Here is a 19,277-nt window from a genome sequence, read left to right on the forward strand (position 1 = left end):
AACTATTCTAACCCCGGTTCCCTCTCCTGTCAAGCACTTTCTATCTCCCAAAAAACACATTCCTCGATTCATCATCCACTGAGACTCCTTAATCTCCAGGAAATTCCCCATATCCGCTATATCAGAATCAGGAAGACAGATGCTCCACCTCGAAAAATAAACCCCCGGAAATCTCCGGGGGCCAACAATTCTTTTGTGAATCACCATCCCTCGTTTCCAGGACCACGGATAATGGTGAAGGTGTCAGAGGCGTCGTTTCTCAAAGCCGATCCTGCACTCCCTGAGACCGACACATAGTTGAACGTGGCGCTTCCCCTCGACCCAGCCCTCACATAGATCCCATCAGTACCCGACCCGGTAATAGAGATATTCTCGAAAAGACCATTCTGAAGATCATATACCGGATTTTGGTTGTACGTCTCACTCTGAATGTGGAGCCCGGAAAAAGTCGAATCGATTATATCCACGTTGCGCACCACGAGGCCAGGTATGGGCAGATCATCCACGTTGATCCAGAGGGCGCCGAACTGGAGTCCGCCCCAGAAAGCCCCACCACACCGGATGAGCGTCACCTCTTCCACCAGAGTGGTTCCGGCAAACGGGTATGGGTTGAAACAGGAGCTTATGTTCACTCCAGCATATGTGAGGGTATCGACAGCCACGCAATTCTGAATCTTGTTGTTCTCACCACCGTACACAGCAAAGGCATTAGCCCGCCACGGCATTTCCGCAGTAAGGTAGCGGAAGACGTTGTTCCTGTCGGGATCGGCCGAGAGATCTCTCGCAGACCACATAGCAAACGCATCGTCTCCAGTATATCGGGCCGTAGAGTTTTCCACAATCGTATCTCGAGTGGAGTTACAGAGGTTGAGGCCATCCGCATACGTGTTTCTGATTCTCACATCCCTGATATAGGCCCCTACGGTGGGCTGGGGGCTCCCCAACCAGAATCCACAATTCACGTGCTCGATCCACAGATTGCGGACTTCAAAGCCAGCACCCGGAGAATTGCAGAAGGCCTTTCCACCGGTGTCACGGATGGTACCCGACCCGAAGATGGCAAGGTCGTAGACCTTGAAGTTGTCAGCGAAGTTGAGATTGAAACCCACATTGCCCCAGTCGCCTGCCGAGCCGGTAGGATCATAGATCACCGTATGCCATACACCGGCTCCCTGTACGGTCACATTGTCTGCCCCCATCAACTTGTTGTACTGATAGTACACACCAGGCGGAATATAGACCCCCGTCCCCTGCTGGCTCGCAGCCCAGATCGCCTGTTGGATCGCATTGGAGTCGTCACTCGTATCATTCGGCACGGCACCGTAATCGAGAATAGAAATGTATCCGGCGGGTCGCCCAACAGGCTCGGGAACTTCTTCGATTTCAATGAAATCCACAGCATAGTAGGAAGCCGTATCCCCGGAATCTTTCTGCACCTTGATGACCGCACCCGCAGGTACAGATCCTATGATAGCCCTGGTCTCATCGTAGATTCTCCTGGGAGAACCTGCATTGGGATCGTTCACAGGATTGGCTTCATCACCATAGAGCCATGCGTGTTTGGAGGTAAGCTGAAAATCCGTCCTATGCTGACCGTTGACATAGAGACTCAGGGTGGCATCGATACCCCCACCACCGGGAGCATCTGGGATGCAGAACCTGATTACAACACCTGCATTGGAATAGCCATCTCCCACAGTCCATTGGACGTATTCTCCTGTCGCATCAAGTACCACGGCCTTTCTACCCAAAGCCTCACCTGCAATGGTACCCACCTCCCGACTCGGTCCCACTACCGTCGCATTCCCCTGACCATTTTCCGCCTCATACCTCACCCATGGCACAGAGGCTCCTCTTCCGGAAGGTGGAGTGGGAGTGGGAGTCGGAGTCGGAGTGAGAGTGGGAGTCGGAGTGGGAGTCGGAGTGGGAGTCGGAGTGGGAGTCGGAGTGGGAGTCGGAGTGGGAGTGGGAGTCGGAGTCGGAGTGGTAGGAGGAGAAAACTGAAGATAATTGATATTAAAATCTCCCCCGTTCACCGCCTCGAGCCGGAGAATCTTGTTGCTTCCACCAGAGAGGTACACATTGTACAGCACCACATCGGTGTAGGTCTGCCACCCTCCTGTTGCTTCTACAGAGAACACCCCAAGCTCAACCCCATCGAGAAGGATGCGCAGATCCCCAATCGCCCCAGCCCCATTAGAGGCAACCCTCGCCTCGATGTTGTAGTATCCTTCCTGGACATCCACCGTATACTCGAGCCACTCACCATCGATGATCCATCCTACGTTGTATCCCCCCTCACCACACGGCTCTATGTCCACATCATCGCTCCTATATGCACCACCAGTATTCCCTGCTGTAGTATCATGATACGCAACGCCCTCTCCACCGAGATCATAATTCTCGGCTTCTATCCGGCTACCGGGGGCGATAGTCACCGGAACTCCACTATAAGGCTCCTGGCCACCTCCAGAGGTTCCTACAGAAACAGTCTCCGTGCGAGTATTGTTATTTTCGTTTAATTCACCGGGAATCCGGTTCACATCGTCTACATATGCCATTATGGTATGCTCACCAGCCACTGCCGTCCACCACTGGTCACCATCTGGACCACCGTTCGCGGTGAGAATCACACTCTCACCTGGGGCAAGAGAAGAGGTGAAGGTGTCGGACCAGCTCACAATGCTTCCATCCACGAAAAACCCTACTCCATGGATTACACCTACAGGAGTGGAAGCAGTCCCCTGGTTCTGGATGGTAGCAGAGAACGTTACCGATTGCCCCACTACAGGACTCGCAGGAGACCAGGCTACATCAGTGACCACGAGATCAGGCGCTCCAGCTTCACCAGGTCCGTACACCTCGAACTCAGCCGCCTGTCCTCCGGTAGCCCCAGTGTTTGCAGTGAAGACGAGCTGTACATATCGAGCGGTTACCTGGGGAAATGTGATGGTCACAGTATTCCCAGTGGCGGGATCGAACTGGTACTGGGTTGCAGAAACCGTCGTGGTGTAACTGGATCCATTGGTGGATGTTCTCACACTGATCGTCTGGGTCCTGGGTCCCCAAATAGGATCCGGATTGAGTTTCACCACCACTTTGTAGACCGTCATCGAACTTCCCAGATCCACCGTGAGGTAGTTGGGATATGAATTGGGCGCGGCCTCCCAGTAGGTGTAGACATCCCCATCATTCGCGTTCTGCGGCACATATACCTGAGTATAACTACTCGCGCTGATGGATCTGCCCAATGCCAGATTGGCAGTGTCCGCGAAGAGTTCCCCTCCCATGAGGAGAAGAACACCTAAAAGGGTAAACAGAAGACGTCTCATAACACCCTCCTCTGAAAAATTCGAACAGGTGTAACGTTAAACCTGTTCATCCACATTCTATCGTGACATTTGATGGATTGTCAAACTTTTTTTGCTCAATTTTCCCAATTCTCGGAAACTCTGGGAGAAGTCGAACATTCTACCTATAAATCAACACACTCCCCCAAAGAGAGACACCTGAAGAGCGTTCTCGCCTCTTCTTCTCCTACTTCTGCCCATCAGGCTTGGATGAGAGCAGCAGCATATCTCTCAATGCAGCGAGACGATTCTCCGCCTCGGTGTCCTGTTTCAAAGACAGATACTGGGAGAGGCGCTCTTCTGCCTTTACGAGGTCTTTGAAATCATACTCGTAGAGATCGGCAAGCATGAGATAAATTGCCGGCTCCCTGTATCCTTCCGAAAGGAGATCCTCAAGAAGCTCAACGGCCCGATCCGGACGTCTCTCGGGCCTCGCCGGCATCGCACACACCACAGCCGCCAGGAATCTCACCAGCGGCTCATCGGGCTTTATCTCAAGGGCACGAGAGATAGCTTGCTCCGCCTCTCCCCATCGGCCCTCCTGGAGCGCCCGCTCTGCACGCCGGCACAGGTCCTCCCATGACACCATACCCACATACAGAACATCCGTATGGGATCGTATGGCAACTGTACCCTCGTAGGGGAGGTATCCTTCTTTCTGGACACCCACCGTATACGTCCCGGGGACCATGCCCGGGATGTAAAATCTGCCGTTGAAGTCGCTCACCCCCATCTGCTTCCCTTCTATCTCGATCACGGCATCCGTCACTGGATTACCCGCGCGATCGTAGACCATCCCTTGGAGCACAAAACTCTCCTCCATCTGAGGTCCCGAGACGCAAGAGAGGAGAAACATTGTACCCATCAGCAGAAAGAAAACACGTACGAAATACACCCTCATATCAACGCTCCACCTTGTAGAGTGTGCCATCTATCTCGAGAATGAACCATCCATCACCCTCTTTCACGAGGCGAGCATCACCTCCTCCCCTCGGAGTAACTCTATAGATATGCCCTGAGCGGGTGTTCTTGAAGAAATAATTCATCCCCTCCTTGTCCTGAACCACTCCCAGAAAACTCACCCCTTCCTCTACTATCGGTAGAGAGGGAGAAGAAGATTCCTCCGCAGACTTCCTGGGCCCTGGAGTGGCTGCAGGGGACCTCGCCGAAGGAAAGAGCCTCGCAAGGGCCTCCACATTCGCAAGAGAGGTCGCAGCAGAAAAGGCCCCCTCGGATTGGGAAGGGGAGGGAAAAGTCGAGGAGAGAGGCGCTGCATCTCCAACCTCGGGAAGAGAGGGGAAGGAGGTCAGAACGTAGACTGCCCACACGCTCAAGGCACACACGAGAGAGGCTCCTGCAAAGAGAAACCTAGAGATCTTTCCCCCCATACCTTACCTCCATGGTGCATTCGAGCATACCGCCGTTCGCTGTACAGGTGAACGACTCCAGAAGAACAGGCACTTCCTCCACCTCCCGGAGCATGGAGAGGACGGACGAAGGGCTCCCCCTCACAGAGAACACTACCACCCCTTCCTCTCCCCCTCTGATTGCATACCTAAGAAGCTGAACTCCGTGTCTCTCTACTACCGCCCTGTACGCTTCTCCTATGAGGAGCGGATCGGAGAGAAGGGTGTGTTCTTCCGGGAGGTCGTTCTCCTTCCGAAGGAGGGAGCCGAGCTCCTGGATCTCGAACATCATCTGTCGCATCTGACGCAGGATGGAGGTGCTCCGTATTCTAAGCCCGCTCCATTCCTCCCTCACAGTGAAGTAGGATCCCAAATTCACCGCCGTCCCCGCCGTTATCACGAGTAGGAGGAACACAGCGAGAAGGGTCTTCTCACGGCGTGTCATGGAACACCCCTTTCAACCCACAGCGTTCGCGTCCTGAGAGCGTGCGTTGTACCCCCGAGAGCCCCAACTCGGAGAAATAGCCCGAGGCAGCGAGTTGTTTCATGAGGAGAAGGGCATCGGTGGTCTCCGCTTGGAGGGTGAAGGCTCCACTTCTGTCGATGGACACAGAAAAGATCTGGAGAGGGAGCTCGGTACTCTCTCTCACCCGGCTGATGAATCGATAGGGACGGAGACCCTTCTCGCTGGCAGACGTATTCCCTCCTGCCTCCTCGCTCTTCTTCCTCAGGCCTTGAAGCACTCCCAGGACCTCTCTTGATCGTTCCACCACGTTCCTGTAGTACCGTATCTCCTCTCGCATGATACCCTGAGAAGTGGCAAGACCAACATTAAGTATAAGAACACCAGTCAGAGCCACTACCGTCGCCCACCTTCCCCAAGGGATACCTCTTGAGGGAACCCCCAGAGCTCCTTCGGAGAGGAAATCCCTGCTTATCGCCCGATCGAACTCAAGAAGATCCACCCCTTCTCCGGCCAGATCTTCCACTATACTCCTCAACCCGGAGGAATAAACTACCTGAAGCCTCGGGGTCTCCTTGAGAAGGCGGGTTTTCCAGTGGCCTAGCGCCTCGTCGGTGACAGGCCCTTCTTCGACGTGCGACCACCTGCCTTCTCTATACCTCACCACCTCGAGATGATCCTCGAGCACCACCATCCGGGCGAAGTCGCCAGGAGGACGGACGAACATATCCACGATCGTGCCCACCTTTGCCGAGGGACACAGCTTCTGGAGGCGAATCACCAGATCTCTGGGAACCACGATCACCGGGACGTTCCCGGTTCCATCCATTCGCGCAAAAGCATCTACGATGACTTCGTCCTCGCTTCCGGGGTACAGCTTTCGTATCCGGTAACCGACAAACCGCCTCACCTCCTCCTTCGGAAGGGGGGGAACCTCCATGGTGCGGAGAATATATGCCTGCCTGCACAGGAAGACGACACGAGGATTCCCCTCCCTCGACTGCACGTGGACTTCTCCCCTATCCACATATGCCACAGCAACCTTCAGTCGGGCCATACTATCTCTACCAAACGAAAAATCTTGCGCTCCCGATAGAGGAGATCGCGTGCAAGGATCGCCGAGAAGACCTGCTCTCCCTCTGCGTTCACACCCTGTACTTCCCAGAAAAACGTCTGCGTACCGAGGTAAGAAAAGAGAGGATGGGAGGGGTCAACGCCACAAAGCTCTACCAATCTCACAGGAGTGATTTCCGAACCATCCCGCTCCACCACGAGGGAGGCCGCCTTGTCAGAAGGGGAAGGGATACCGAAGGCGGGATACGAGAGTATCGCCTCCAGGAGAAAGGGATCAAGGAAGTTCACGTTCCACTGAGGAAGGGTGGTCATTACAGGGAGGAGCTCCTCGGGATACGGGGAAAGAAAGGTGGGAAGTTCTTCCTCAGTGAGGAGTTCCCTACTCTGTAGAAGATTCTGTACCCGCGTATGGAAAACCTCCGCCGCAGCGGTATCCCCCGTGAGACGTGCATAGAGCTTTCTAAGAGCGAATTCGTCGGACGTGTTGATATTGGCGAAGGAATAGCCCGTGAGGTAACGATGGAATGCTACATCCTTGAAAAACTCCGCATAGAAGTTATCAATATTGGGGGAAAAACCGTGGTCCTCTCTGAATTGCTGAAGCGCATCGGCAGAGATCCCATTCCTGAGAAGGCTTCCCATAGAAGTACGCTGAAAGAGCTGCTTACGTACCCAATTTGGATTGATTCTGCTCGAAAGATCCCGTATCTCCACGCGAAAGGCATAGGATATCTCCTGCACCGTGGTGAAACATTGGTCATGAAAGGAATCACCCTCAGGGGTTTCATCTTCTTCCATCGCACGGAGTACCTCCGTTAGCGCGGAGAGTACCTCCTGCCGAACTGCGACGCGGTCCTCATACTTTGCGACCCTCGTCACACTGTCTTGAAGGGAAAGGAGCACCACAAGCCCAATGATCGAGACTCCCGCTATGATGAGAAGGGTCTGGACACTCACACTTCCCCCTTCCTTCACCGCATACCCCCTGGGAGGACCGACCAGCTCCTGAAGTTCGCCACACAGGTGTACCGGATACCATCGAGCGTATACTCGACACAGACTCCCACTACCCTCCCATCCGAGGTTCTCATGAGAGAGAGACGCCCCTCATCCACCTGAAGTCTCAGTGTGGTATCCTGAGCGCGCACTGTCATACGTCCGTTTTCTATGGAAATTTCCAGGGTGCTCGCCTCAATTCCATCCAGCCAGGGCACCACCAGACGCATGGGAGACTCTTCCATCGGTACTCTCTCCCAGAAGGGGACTCTCACCTTCTCCACGAGGCGTCTCAGGATAAGATCGAAGTTATGTGCCTCCTCAGCCCTCTTGACGGCCGATCCAGCCCGAGAGAAATGGGAGAGCACCACCATGGAAAGAGTCCAGGCTCCCACAACCCCTATTGAGAATACCAAGAGAGACATGAGCACCTCTACGAGCGAGAACCCCTCACTCGACTTCCGCCAGATCGAGCACTCGTTGGGCACATTCGTTCCTCTCCGTGATCCTCTCACTCAGCCTCCCTTCGAGCATACGGGCCGTCTGCAGAGCCTCTCTTGCCCCTGCTGCGACACTCCCAAATGCAAAAACCAGAATCGTAAGGGCGATCAAGGCCTCGAGGGTAGTCCATCCAGCTCGTGCTCTCAGCTTTCGGACTTCTCTGGAGCTTCTACTCCCACGAGACGATATCCGCATTCTCTCCTTCTCCTCCCTCCATTCCATCGGCCCCAAGCGACTTTATCCCGAAAGGAAATCCATCGGGCCCAGGTACCACATATACATACTCGTTTCCCCAAGGGTCCTTGGGAACCGGCTTCGCGATGTAGGGGCCGTTCCAGCTCTCGGGAACCGGCTCTATCGAGGGCCTCGTATAGAGGGCATCAAGACCCTGCTCCTGCGTAGGAAACATGCCGCAATCCAGATAGTAGGCCTGGAGGGCTGTCACAAAAGTTTCTATTTGATTCCTTGCAGCCACTACTTTCGCCTTCTGAAGATAACGGATCGACATAAACCCCACTGATGCGGTGAGGATGAGGATGATCCCCAGCACGATCAAAGTCTCTATGAAGGTCCATCCCTCCTCCCCTTTTTTCTCCCTCGTGACCCACGCCCCTCGCTTCTTGAGAATCCGGTTCCTTATCATCATCACCTCCGACATCCTACAGAAGACTTCCATAAGTTGTAAAGATTGGCACGATAAACACTAGCACCAAAATCAGGATGAACATTCCTATTATGACACTGGTGAGAGGTTCCATGAGATTCAACAACACCGATATTTCCTGTTCGAGTTCTTCTCCGAAGAATCGCCTCATGTGTGCAAAGACTTCCTCGGTGGCCCCTGTTCGTTCACCTACTCCCACCCATTGCCTCACCACTGCAGGGATCAAAGAACTCCCCCCCAGGACCTCTGCGAGGGACGCCCCCTTCATCACTCGAGCTCTCGCACGTGAGACCTCCTCCCTGAGCGCCGCGTTCTCCACGCTTTCTGCCGCCACCCCAAGGGCTTCATCAACGGAGACCCCCCCCTTGCTCAACACCTCCATCGCGAAGCAAAAGTCGAACATCTCCCTCTTCATGGCAAGCGCACCTATTAGAGGAAGGCGCACTTTCCATCTGTCGATGAGCAGAGCCCATGATCTTCCTCGTCTCCTCATGACTCTTACCAGGAGGAAAAGACAGAGAAATACGCTGATGACACTGAGAAGTATCCCTCCGAAGAGTCGGGCCTGGCTGAGAGAGGTATGGAGGTGCGAGGCTGCTTCCCCACCAAGTTCCGCGAATACGGACTCGAGCCGGGGAACGGCAAAGCCGAACAATCCAATTCCTACAAAGAAGGCCACCGCGAGTACGATCAATGGATATACGAGCACCCCACCCACCTTGTCCTTCACCTTTTTCCGCAATTCCACGTAGTGACTGAGCTGGGAGTATACCCCCGGGAGATTCCCGGTCCGTTCACCCACTGCGATGAGCCCGGTGTATACGGGAGGAAGATTCCTCCAGATCACCGTCAACGCCGACTGGAATCGATTTCCCTTGTCGATCTCCTCTACCAGCCGCATCGCGATCTCCCTCACATCCTTCCGTGCTCCCACTTCCCCTATCACTACGAGAGCATCCCTCACAGTGAGAGAGGCAGCGAGGAGTCGGGCAAGGAGCCTGGTGAACTCTACCAGAACTGGGAATCCATAGATCTTCCCTTCTCGCAGCGGGATCGCCTTCGGCTTCACCTCTATCACAGCCCCTCCTTCGCGGGCTATCACCCGCTCGCACTCCTCCACAGAAGAAGCCACGAGCGTCCTGACCTTGAGAGCACCCTCCTTCGATACGAACCTCACCTCATATTTATTCATACAGGAAGCTCCACCTCCCGTTGAATTTCTTCCATGGTGGTAAATCCCCGAGAAACAAGACCGAGCGCCCGCTTGAAGAGGGGCTGGAAGTCCCTCCTCTCCAGTTCACGGCGGATGATGGCCACACGTTCTCCCCGCCCCACCAATTCGGCGAGATCATCGTCCATCACCACGTACTCCACGATGGGTAACCTCCCCTGATATCCCGTATGCCTACACAACTCACATCCCCCAGGCATGGGGAGACGTTCCACCTTCTCTCCAATCCGCTCCCAGAGTGCTCTCTCCTCCTCGGCAGGTTCCCTCCAGTATACGCAGTGAGGGCAGAGCCTTCTCACCAAGCGCTGGGCAAGGACTCCTCGAAGCACCGTGGCTATCATGTACGTCTCAACCCCCATGTTCCTCAACCGGTCTATCGCAGAAATCGCATCATTGGTATGAAGCGTACTCAATACGAGATGCCCGGTGAGGGCCGCCCTCACCACAAGCTCGGCGGTGCTCTCGTCTCTCACCTCTCCGACCATGATGATATCAGGATCCTGGCGTAGCACCCTCCTGAGCAGCGAGTCGAAGGAAAGCCCTATGGCTTCGTGTACCTGGATCTGATTGATTCCGTCGAGCACATTCTCTATGGGGTCCTCTACGGTGATGATCTTGACCCCCGGCTGATGGAGTCTCCTCAACATTGCATAGAGAGTGGTACTCTTTCCGCTCCCTGTGGGGCCCGTGCTCAGAATGAGTCCATGAGGATACCGCAAGAGCCGCTGAACCGTCTCCTGCACATCGACCTCGAAGCCGAGGTCCTCCAGTGCCAAGCCAGCCTCCCTGGTGGTGAACAAACGGATCACAATCGATTCCCCTCGGACAATGGGCACAAACGATACTCTCATATCGATCCTGTGTCCCTCTATCTCGGCGGTGATCCGACCATCCTGGGGGAGCCTGCGCTCCATGATGTTGAGCCCGGCCATCACCTTGAGCCTGGTGGAAACCGCGGCGAACCGCTCCCTCGAAAGGCGCTGCATCTCGAAGAGTACCCCATCGAGTCTGAACCTGACTGCCGCATACTCGGTGAAGCACTCAATATGGATATCGGAACTCCCCCGATGCAGGGCGTCTAGAATAAGGGAGTTCACGAGGTTCACCACAGGGGCGTCGTTGGAGATCCTGTCGAGAAAGATCCTTTCCCCGCCTCCCCCTTCCCCGTTTTTCTCCTCTTCCGACGATTCCAGCCGTCCCAGGATGGTGGCAAACTCCACCGCGCTTATCTTCACGGGCACGACACGTTTCCGGTGATAGAACCCGAGAAGATCGAGAAGCTCCCGGTCCTCGGGATCACACATCAACACCCGCACGTACTCCTCGGTTTCCTCGTCAAGGAGCACCCGATTCGCCTCACAGAACTCCAGAGGATACTGCACGTTGGATCGCGAGACCTCTGCAGATCCCCTGTCATCCTTTTCCACCATAGACATCAGCGCTCCATAAATTCGTGATACCACTGTTCCATCACCAGGCCCGGTGCCTCGGTGAGCAGGAACGAATCCATCACCCGAGGAACCACGTAGATCACCATCTCCATATCCTCCTCTTTCTCCTGCGAGTTTCTAAAAAGAAATCCCAAGAGGGGAATATCACCCAACACAGGCACCTTGTTCACGATTTTCGTCTTTTTCTTTTGAACCAAACCGCTTATGGAGACGGGTTTCCCTGAGTCGGTTCGAAGGAAGGTGGACACCACGCGCTCCGTGGTGGGAGGGATGGCGCTCGTGGAATCGGAGGACTCCGAGCTCCTCTCAGAGAGCGTGGCCGAGATATTCATGGTGATCATCCCGTCCCCTGAGACCCATCCCCCAAGGTTAAGGATGAATCCCGACGTGAGTTCCCGGATCACTCCCGTGGAGAGAAGCTCTCCCGTATCAGGATCCACCTCGAGGTCTCGGTACCGGAACGTGCTCGTATTTTGGAAGCTCACATCCTTCCCGGAAAGCGCGGTAAGGGTGGTGTGGGCATAGATGTTCGCGCGGGATTCTTCCAGTTTGAGATTGAGCTGAGAGGCAAATGTATAGCCGAACTCCGACACCACATCTATACCCAGGGAGACAAGATTGCCCATGGAGCCCACCAAAGAGAAGGGTTCCTGTTCCACTGAGGTATCAGTGAGAGAAACGTCGAGGTTCCTCGACCAGTCACTCCCCTCTGATTTCTGGTACTGCACCACGAGGATATCGTAACGTATCTGAGGTTGGGGTCTGTCTATAAGTTCCAAGGCCTGAAAGAAAGCTTCCCTCTTACCCTCCGGCCCTACATAGAAAAGGAGGGAAGGATACCCGCTGTCCTTTATCTCCTCCTTCGAGAAGAGGGTGGGGAGATTTGAAAGAAAATCTTCTTTCCTTATAAACTTCAACGTGAAGGGCACTGCTTCCGTCTCCCTGTCCACCAGCTTCACGAACTCGTCAAACTCCTGCTTCATACGGTCATCCAGCAGTACATAGAAGGTGTACTCGTCACCCGAAGCCGTGATGGGAGGAATTCCGAGGAGACGAGGCGGGATGAGCGAGACAACCTCTTTCGCGGGGACGTAGCGCATACGGTAACGGTAGTACTGCTTCCCTTCAAGAGGAATGTCGATCTGACGGAGGAATCTCTCCACCGGGTCCAGCTCCTTCTTGCTCCCTAGAAGGATGAGAGAGTTCGTGCTCTTATCCACACGAAAGAGAGAATTATTCGCGAGCTCTCCAGGGATGAGAGAGACCGCCTCAGTGACGGGGATATGAGAAAGGTGCACCACCCTGGTATCCTTGAGGTCCTTCAACACGTTTTGTCTCTGGATCTCGAAGAAATAGTAGACCTCGTCCCGTTCCGTCACATCGACCCCCACCTGCTCGAGCACGATATCAAGAAGCTGCTGGAAAGGTTTGTGCGAAAGGACGAGAGTCTCTATCACGGGATCTGCGGACAGGAAAAGCACGTACTCCTTGGATTCCTCTCCCATGAGCTTCTCAATCACATCGGAGAACCGGGCCTGCCGGAGATTCACACTATACGTCCCGTCCCCTTCCTTCACAATTCCCGCAGAAAGATCTCTTTCCTCTCTCGCCCCTTCTTCCAGCTGGCGCACTTCTATGAGATCACCCCCCCTTTGTGTCACCCGATACTCCGGGAACTTCCACATCACGAGCTGCACTGCTCTGAAAGGTGTCACTCCATCGGCATGGACAGTGACTGCATCTCGAGGAAGAGCATCGAAGACCACTGTCACACCCACTTCCCGGGAGAGGCTTTGCAAAACGAGCTGCGGAGGCACATTTTCGGCGTGAAGGGAGACGGTACCAGCATCCGGATCGCAGGAGACAAAGACTCGAGACACATAGATGATCCCCCCCTCCTCCTTGTAGTAGAGTTTATAGGCAGAGAGAAAGGATTCGAGAGCGGTCTTGAAATCCGTAGCGGTGAAGTGAAACGAGCCCTTCCCCGTGACCGTCTCATCGGGGACGATGGACCTACCCGAGACACGACCGAGTACCACCAGGATATCCCTGATGTTCTGGTCCTGGAAGTCCATCTGCTGAATTACCGTATCTTCTGCCCATAGGGAAGGGCCCCCTTTCACAAGAATCGTAAAGAAAAGCAGCACGATCCCTCTGTGTCTCAACTCCCGCCCCCTTCCATCCCCTTCCACAAAAAAGTCACCAGCGCCCCCAGGGTGAGAAACGGAGCAAAAGGAATCTTCTGCAAAGGAGAACGCCCCCTCATGAAATACCACACCATTCCTGTAAGTGAGGCAACGGCGAGCATGATCCAAGTGCCGTAGAGGCCCACTGCATATGAGAGTACAGTCCCGTACTTCACATCCCCCAAACCAAGTCCCTTGCGGAGGTGAAGAAAGAGCAACACGAGCCCTCCTGTAAGAGCAGCAAAAATGCGAAAACGAAGAAGGCCCCAGCCTTCCGTCCACGTAAAGAGCACACTCACACATCCTGTCAGAAATACAAGGAAATCGGGTATCCGGTAGGACCTCGCATCAATGACAGAAATGAGGAGCCCTATACCTATCACACTCGCCATGAGGTCAAGTTGCTCTCCCATATACAATTCCACCTGCATATGCATCACCATGCAGACATGTCCCTCCCGCTGATAAAAAAGCAGTCGGGTTTTTCTCTCCCCAGCAAGGGGTATCATGAAACGAGCTCAGTACCATGTCAGCTCGTCGGGTATCGAGAAATAGCCCATCTCTCGATCCAGCACCTCCCCTGCCCTGTTGAGGCGTTCCGCGGTGAGGGCAGTCTCGTCGGCCACCCTGGTGAGCTCTTCCGCTTCGCGGGCGATCCTGTGCATCGCCTCCCGCACCCCTGCAGCGACGCGTTGAAGCCGGTCGCTCCCCTCACTCACCACGTTACGTTGCCCGCTCAGGACGTGTGACGACTCCTTGATCAACCCGGAAGCGGTCCGCAACTCCTCCACAGCCTCAAGGACTTCCCGGCTCCCTGCGGCACTCTCTCTGATCCGTTCGTGCATCTCGTGGAACGAAGCCGACACCTCCCCGATATGTCCTTCCATCACTCCGAACGCAGCGAGCATCCTCCCGCTCCCCTCCTGGATCCGACACAACTCATCCATCATCTCCAGTACTCCCTTGTGTATCCCCTCTGCCTCCCTCGTGGCGACCTCGGCCAGCTTTCTGATCTCCTGCGCCACCACTGAGAACCCCCTCCCCGCCTCACCCGCCCGCGCTGCCTCTATGGCCGCGTTCATGGCCAGGATGTTCGTCCTGTCGCCCACATCTTTTATCACATCAACCATGCGCTGTACCCTGTCCATCCACTGGCTCAGCTGCTCTATACGCTCACCCAGCGCGAAAACCACCTCCCGCGCCTCCCGCGTCTCCCCCTCCAGCCTCACGGCCACCTCGTTGTCTCTCTCGGCGAGCGAGGCGAGGCCTCGGAGACTCGCGATGATCTCTTCGATCGCGCTCGAGGACTGCTCCACCATCGCGGTCTGGGATCGCACCTGTTCCTCCAGCTGATCGATCTGCTGGGAAATCTTCCCAGATGCCCCCGCCGTAGCCTCGGCGATCTCCTCCAACTCTTCCACTTCCGCCAGTACCGTCGCCAGCTCCTCACCAACCCTCTTCACCCTCGCATCCGTAATCTGCGTACCATGAAGCAATTGGTCCCCAGCCTCCTTGTTCAGCCTCACCGTCTCCCTGAGCGAGGCGATCACCCTGGAAAGGGCATCGACGAAACGATTCATGCCCTCCATCACCTGCTGGAACTCGTCCCTCACCTTCTCCACCTTGAACCGCACCGAGAGATCACCCGTGCCCAGGGTCGAGAGGCCAGCGACCATCCGTTCCGTGGCACTCGAAAGGCCCCGCCCCGTCCGCAGCGAGAGCAAGAACGCACCGAAGAAGAGGAGTACGAGGAATCCCCCGGTCACGAGAAAGGCTCTCTGCTCCGTACGGGCGAGCGCCTCATCGATGAAGGCCTTCTGTTCCTCGAATACGGAGAGCGAAGAGTCCAGGCTGGAGGAGAGAGTCTCTCCCACGGTGTAGAAGAGCTCGAGGGTCTTCAGAGCCTCTGCGTAACGCTCCTCACTCCCCCGTAAGATGGCAGTATCGGTATAGAACCTGCGGGGGATCACCGGGGATGGATTGCCGTACACCTCAGCGGCGTGTTCGTAGAGAGACTCGTAGAGCTGCCGGAATCCTCTGAGATTGCGCTCGTTGAGATCCTGAAGTTCCCCTATCGTGGCAAGGGCCTCGGCGAGGACCTCGCCCCTTCTCCGTATCTCCCGGATACCGGCGATCTCCTCGAACTCCTGTGAGAACACCTCCATGGTTTGCTGGAGGAGCTCACGGCCACGGTTGAACGCGAGCGTATCGAGGCGGTTCACCATGTATCGCAGATCTCTCAACGAGATCTCCGCACGGTTGAGCACCTCCTGTTCACGTCGCATAGCCTGAAACGGCGCCAGGAGGAAGAAATAGAGGACCACCGTCGAAACGAAGAGTACGATCACACTGTTCACGAGCAGGAGGAGACGCGTTCTGATCTTCATGGCGTCCTCCTGCTCAAAGGAGACAGGAGGGGACCCAATCTCTCAGATTTAACGTTAAACATGAAATGTATACTACCTCCTCCTTTCAATGCCGTCAAGTCTTTTCAGGTCGGAGACTCATCCCTGCGTTCCTTCTCAGGACCGCCTCTCGGCCACACTGGAACGTTCAACCAGACGTACAGAGAAGACCACCTCCCTCTGAGGAATCGGCTTTCCCTCGAGAAAATCGATGAGCAGGTTGGCCGCCATCACCCCCTTCTCCTCCACATCCTGATGTATGGTGGTGAGAGGCGGATGGGTGAACCGACTCATCGGAAGATCGTCGAAGCCCACGATGGAGAGGTCTTCCGGCACCCGCCTTCCCAGATCCTGCGTCCCCAGCAGGATACCCGCCGCGAGGCTGTCGGCCGTTGCGAATACCGCCGTAATCCCGCCAACCCGCGAGAGTTTGTAGGCCAGCTTCTTCCCCTCCTCCACGGTGATGTCCTGGATGAACACATCCTCCTCCCTGAACGAAAGCCCCGCCTCCTCGAGAGCGTCGCGATACCCACGGAAGCGCTCGGCCACCACCCCACCGTCCAGGATCTCCGGTCCTGCAAACGCGATGCGCGTATGCCCTTTCTGGATGAGGTACTTGGTGGCGAGATATCCTCCCTTGTAGTCTTCGAGCCCCACCTTGAAGACCCGGTCGCTCTCCACCTCGATGTAGCTGTCGATCAGCACGAGGGGCGTACCCGAGGAGAGAAGGAGGTCGAAAAACTCGTCCTTGAAGAGCCCCACCACTATCACGCCGTCCATGTTCCAGTGTTTGAGGAGCGAGTACAACTCCCTGGTATCGTCCACCGTCCGCAGCATGAGGAAGTAGTCGCGCCCCCTGAGCGTACGCTCTATGCCCCCCACGAATGTCCCGTGGAAGAGATCCTGAAGGAAGCTTCCATGCTGACTGGGAATGAGATGGTTGATCACCCCGATGATGCGCGACTGCTGCTTCACCAGCGACCGCGCGAACATGTTGGGGGTGTAGTTGTACTTCCGGATGATGCTCCGTACCTTCTCCACCGTGGCCGGCGAGACCCTGTGGTACCGTCCATGGATCACGTTCGACACCGTGGTCACACTCACATTCGCTTCCCGGGCGATATCCTTTATGGTGACGCTGTCAGGCTGGGTCTTCCGCCCCCTCTGGTTGCCCTTCCGTGCCATAGACGCTCCTTATGAAACCTTCTTTACCATATTTCCCCCGTCGCGTCACGGGGTTCACGGAACTCCTTGTCCAGATCTCCCTCCGACTGCTCGGGGTTGTTCCGGTGGAGACATACCTCCCACTGGGGTATACTGATAGTGAGGCCATGAACAAACTGTCGCTCACCTCTTTTTTCGTTCTCCTCACATGGGTGGCCCTTTCCGGTGGATGTACTCTTCTCTTCGTCCAGCCCGACCACTATGAACCCGACGATTCCTTCGACGAGGCATCCTCCATCGACCTAGGAGAGCGACAGCATCGGACCTTTCATGTCGAAGGAGACGATGACTACGTGAAGGCGTATCTCTCGGAAAACACCGAGTACCTCATTTCGGTAAAAGGCGATGCCCACATCAATCCTGTGGTGGTACTATACGATGAGGAGAAATACTGGCTGGATTGCATCGATTCTCCGAACTCGTATCATTCGGAGATCTTCACATACGTACCTGAATATACAGGATATTACTACCTGTGGATATTCGAATGGGGAAATGACGATAGAGGCACCTATACACTCTCTGTGGAGGTGAACGGCACGGATTGAACCTGACGATACCCTCGAGTAGGCACGGTCCATATCCGGGGGAGGGATGCAGTAACGCCACCTATACCATGGAACCGAGGAGGAGTAGACGGGAGCAGCGATCTCCCGGAACATATCCTATTTTATTCCACACACGCTCCCTGCTGGAGACCTCGAGCCCGTATTCGGATTATACGATGCGGAAGGGCGCTTCCTCGAGGGCGGGAAATCCGACTGCGCCGGGGAGTCGCACCACGTCTGGTTCCATCGGAACATAGTCCACTCAGATATATGAAGCATGGAGAGGACACACAGACTATTACAGCATCACGATACGGGAACGGTAGAGAGAGGTGGTCTGAACGGATTGGAATGACAGAGAAACCAATGAAATGAGGAGAACACCATGAAACGATCCTTGAAGAAGCTGCTGGTACTCTTGGTCATAGTGTCACCGCTTTTAACCACCTGTTTCCTCGGTCCGGAAGGGGAGGAAGAGTGGGTCGTGGCTCGCGTGGAATACTCCATCCAATACGACATCTTGGAGATCATCATAGCAAACGTAGACAACCTAAATTCGTATGATTACTTGACGGAAGAGATCGGGGGCGAGACCTTCGATTTTCGTACAGCTTTCGAGTTCTGTGACGGACAGCATCGGCCAGGCGATCTCCCGTCTCTATATGAACACAGTATCGTATTCCAGGGAATCGACCCTCCCCTCGATCCATCGGAAGAGGGCATATGCCTCGTCTTCGATTCCGATGTGACGTTCTACAAGGCGAAAACAACCGAGTGGACCGATCTGATAGCCGTATGCCACTTCAAGGACCAGAGGGTCCCTGTAACCTTCATCGAATAGGAGCATCGGCCACACTCTCTTCCCGGATCCTGGGGCAAAGCCCGCATCTATGAGCTATTCACGGGAGAATGGCTACCAAGCGTTTATCCCATTTGACAAAAAAAGCGACACGGTATATAATGACTGATAAGTCAATCAAAAAAGACCCCAAAAGACATGCTTCCGGGACAACTTTGCGTGAGCTTCGGGGCTTTTGGACGTATCGGGTAGCCTCGGAGGTGAAACGATGTCACCACGAAAGGCAGAAGAGAACACAAGGATCCGGGACGAGCGAAGAGAACAGATACTCTCCGCCGCACTGGAGGTCTTCATCCAGAAAGGCTACTCGGCGACAAAGATCGCAGACATCGCTGCAACCGCCGGCATCAGCCACGGACTGGTCTACCACTACTTCAGATCGAAAGAAGAGATCTACGCAGAACTGACAAGTCGCCTCGTGAAGAGCACGGAAGCAACCGCCCGAATCGCACACGAATCCGGGGACCCGCGTTCCACACTCCTCCGTGTGCTGGAGCTCATGCTTCAGGGGATGGAGAAGGAACCGGCCTACTACATCCTGGCCGCTCAGATCATGCTGATGGCGGAAGCCCTCCCCTCCCAAGCGAATGACATATTCAGGAGCGGCATGGAGAGCGCCCGTGCCGTTGCCGCGGTGATCGCCGAAGGCCAGAAAGCAGGCTGTTTCCGCGAGGGAGACCCCCTCCAGCACTTCGTCCTTCTCTATTCGGCGATCACCGGGCTTGCCATTACCCGGAACACGAGCCTCAAGATGGGAGGTGAACCCGTGACGGTGGACGCGGCCACCCTCCTGAGACTCATCGAATCCCATCGGAGTACGGAGGAGCCAACCACCGCGCGTTCCCTGGAGCAGACTCCCGAGTGAGGTCGGCATCTCCTCCAGGAACCGACACATCACACGACTAAAGAAAGGAGTGCG

Annotated in this window: 18 protein-coding genes; 5 read left to right on the plus strand and 13 right to left on the minus strand. The window is 55.3% G+C overall.

Going from position 1 to position 19,277, the window contains the following annotated elements:
* Positions 1-200: 200 nt before the first annotated feature.
* The 5 genes from SPITH_RS11805 to SPITH_RS08050 form a co-directional block, all read right to left on the minus strand.
* Complete coding sequence (locus SPITH_RS11805; RefSeq protein WP_014625161.1) at positions 201-3,332, minus strand: discoidin domain-containing protein; 3,132 nt, start codon at positions 3,330-3,332, stop codon at positions 201-203.
* Between the two features lie 205 nt (positions 3,333-3,537).
* Positions 3,538-4,281 (minus strand): carboxypeptidase regulatory-like domain-containing protein, encoded by a 744-nt coding sequence (locus SPITH_RS08035; protein ID WP_081467744.1) that lies wholly within the window; start codon positions 4,279-4,281, stop codon positions 3,538-3,540.
* Entirely contained in the window at positions 4,253-4,432 is a 180-nt protein-coding gene (locus SPITH_RS12180; protein ID WP_169311815.1) for a hypothetical protein, read from the minus strand. The genes SPITH_RS08035 and SPITH_RS12180 overlap by 29 nt, the downstream gene beginning before the upstream one ends.
* 286 nt (positions 4,433-4,718) lie before the next feature.
* Complete coding sequence (locus SPITH_RS08045) at positions 4,719-5,201, minus strand: hypothetical protein (protein ID WP_014625164.1); 483 nt, start codon at positions 5,199-5,201, stop codon at positions 4,719-4,721.
* Positions 5,188-6,255, minus strand: coding sequence for a hypothetical protein (locus SPITH_RS08050; protein WP_155816534.1), 1,068 nt, complete (start codon positions 6,253-6,255; stop codon positions 5,188-5,190). Before SPITH_RS08050 ends, SPITH_RS08045 begins: the two co-directional genes overlap by 14 nt.
* Here SPITH_RS08050 and SPITH_RS12100 point away from each other — a divergent pair.
* Both SPITH_RS12100 and SPITH_RS12105 read left to right on the plus strand, forming a co-directional pair.
* On the plus strand, positions 6,249-6,683 hold the full coding sequence (locus SPITH_RS12100; protein WP_155816535.1) for a hypothetical protein: 435 nt from the start codon (positions 6,249-6,251) through the stop codon (positions 6,681-6,683). The genes SPITH_RS08050 and SPITH_RS12100 overlap by 7 nt on opposite strands.
* 18 nt (positions 6,684-6,701) lie before the next feature.
* Entirely contained in the window at positions 6,702-7,112 is a 411-nt protein-coding gene (locus SPITH_RS12105; RefSeq protein WP_155816536.1) for a hypothetical protein, read from the plus strand.
* Positions 7,113-7,264: 152 nt separating this feature from the next.
* On the opposite strand, the gene SPITH_RS08060 is transcribed toward SPITH_RS12105, so the two are convergent.
* The 8 genes from SPITH_RS08060 to SPITH_RS08095 all read right to left on the minus strand — a co-directional run bounded on the left by SPITH_RS08060 (position 7,265) and on the right by SPITH_RS08095 (position 16,912).
* Positions 7,265-7,804: a type IV pilus modification PilV family protein gene (locus tag SPITH_RS08060; RefSeq protein WP_014625167.1), complete on the minus strand. Its 540-nt coding sequence runs from the start codon at positions 7,802-7,804 to the stop codon at positions 7,265-7,267.
* Between the two features lie 155 nt (positions 7,805-7,959).
* Positions 7,960-8,433 (minus strand): type II secretion system major pseudopilin GspG, encoded by a 474-nt coding sequence (gene gspG / locus SPITH_RS08065; RefSeq protein WP_014625168.1) that lies wholly within the window; start codon positions 8,431-8,433, stop codon positions 7,960-7,962.
* Positions 8,434-8,449: 16 nt separating this feature from the next.
* The gene (locus SPITH_RS08070) at positions 8,450-9,646 is read right to left on the minus strand and encodes a type II secretion system F family protein (protein ID WP_014625169.1); all 1,197 of its coding nucleotides are present in this window, start codon (positions 9,644-9,646) and stop codon (positions 8,450-8,452) included.
* Complete coding sequence (locus tag SPITH_RS08075; RefSeq protein ID WP_014625170.1) at positions 9,643-11,121, minus strand: GspE/PulE family protein; 1,479 nt, start codon at positions 11,119-11,121, stop codon at positions 9,643-9,645. Before SPITH_RS08075 ends, SPITH_RS08070 begins: the two co-directional genes overlap by 4 nt.
* Positions 11,121-13,211 carry a type II and III secretion system protein gene (locus SPITH_RS11810; protein ID WP_014625171.1) on the minus strand — a complete coding sequence of 697 codons (2,091 nt, stop codon included), beginning with the start codon at positions 13,209-13,211 and terminating at the stop codon, positions 11,121-11,123. The genes SPITH_RS08075 and SPITH_RS11810 overlap by 1 nt, the downstream gene beginning before the upstream one ends.
* A gap of 86 nt (positions 13,212-13,297) precedes the next feature.
* Positions 13,298-13,765, minus strand: a complete 468-nt coding sequence (locus SPITH_RS08085; protein ID WP_014625172.1) for a prepilin peptidase — start codon at positions 13,763-13,765, stop codon at positions 13,298-13,300.
* A gap of 75 nt (positions 13,766-13,840) precedes the next feature.
* Complete coding sequence (locus SPITH_RS08090) at positions 13,841-15,709, minus strand: methyl-accepting chemotaxis protein (protein WP_014625173.1); 1,869 nt, start codon at positions 15,707-15,709, stop codon at positions 13,841-13,843.
* A gap of 135 nt (positions 15,710-15,844) precedes the next feature.
* Positions 15,845-16,912, minus strand: coding sequence for a LacI family DNA-binding transcriptional regulator (locus SPITH_RS08095; protein ID WP_014625174.1), 1,068 nt, complete (start codon positions 16,910-16,912; stop codon positions 15,845-15,847).
* A gap of 146 nt (positions 16,913-17,058) precedes the next feature.
* Here SPITH_RS08095 and SPITH_RS08100 point away from each other — a divergent pair, with 146 nt between their 5' ends.
* The 3 genes from SPITH_RS08100 (at position 17,059) to SPITH_RS08110 (ending at position 19,223) form a co-directional block, all read left to right on the plus strand.
* Positions 17,059-17,499 (plus strand): hypothetical protein, encoded by a 441-nt coding sequence (locus SPITH_RS08100; RefSeq protein WP_041624070.1) that lies wholly within the window; start codon positions 17,059-17,061, stop codon positions 17,497-17,499.
* A 385-nt stretch (positions 17,500-17,884) separates the two neighbouring features.
* A complete protein-coding gene (locus tag SPITH_RS08105; RefSeq protein WP_014625176.1) occupies positions 17,885-18,340 on the plus strand; it encodes a hypothetical protein in 456 nt (151 codons plus the stop codon).
* Positions 18,341-18,566: 226 nt separating this feature from the next.
* Entirely contained in the window at positions 18,567-19,223 is a 657-nt protein-coding gene (locus SPITH_RS08110; RefSeq protein ID WP_014625177.1) for a TetR/AcrR family transcriptional regulator, read from the plus strand.
* Positions 19,224-19,277 lie beyond the last annotated feature (54 nt).

The organism is Spirochaeta thermophila DSM 6578, from assembly GCF_000184345.1.
In the GTDB taxonomy this organism is placed as follows: Bacteria; Spirochaetota; Spirochaetia; order Winmispirales; family Winmispiraceae; genus Winmispira; species Winmispira thermophila.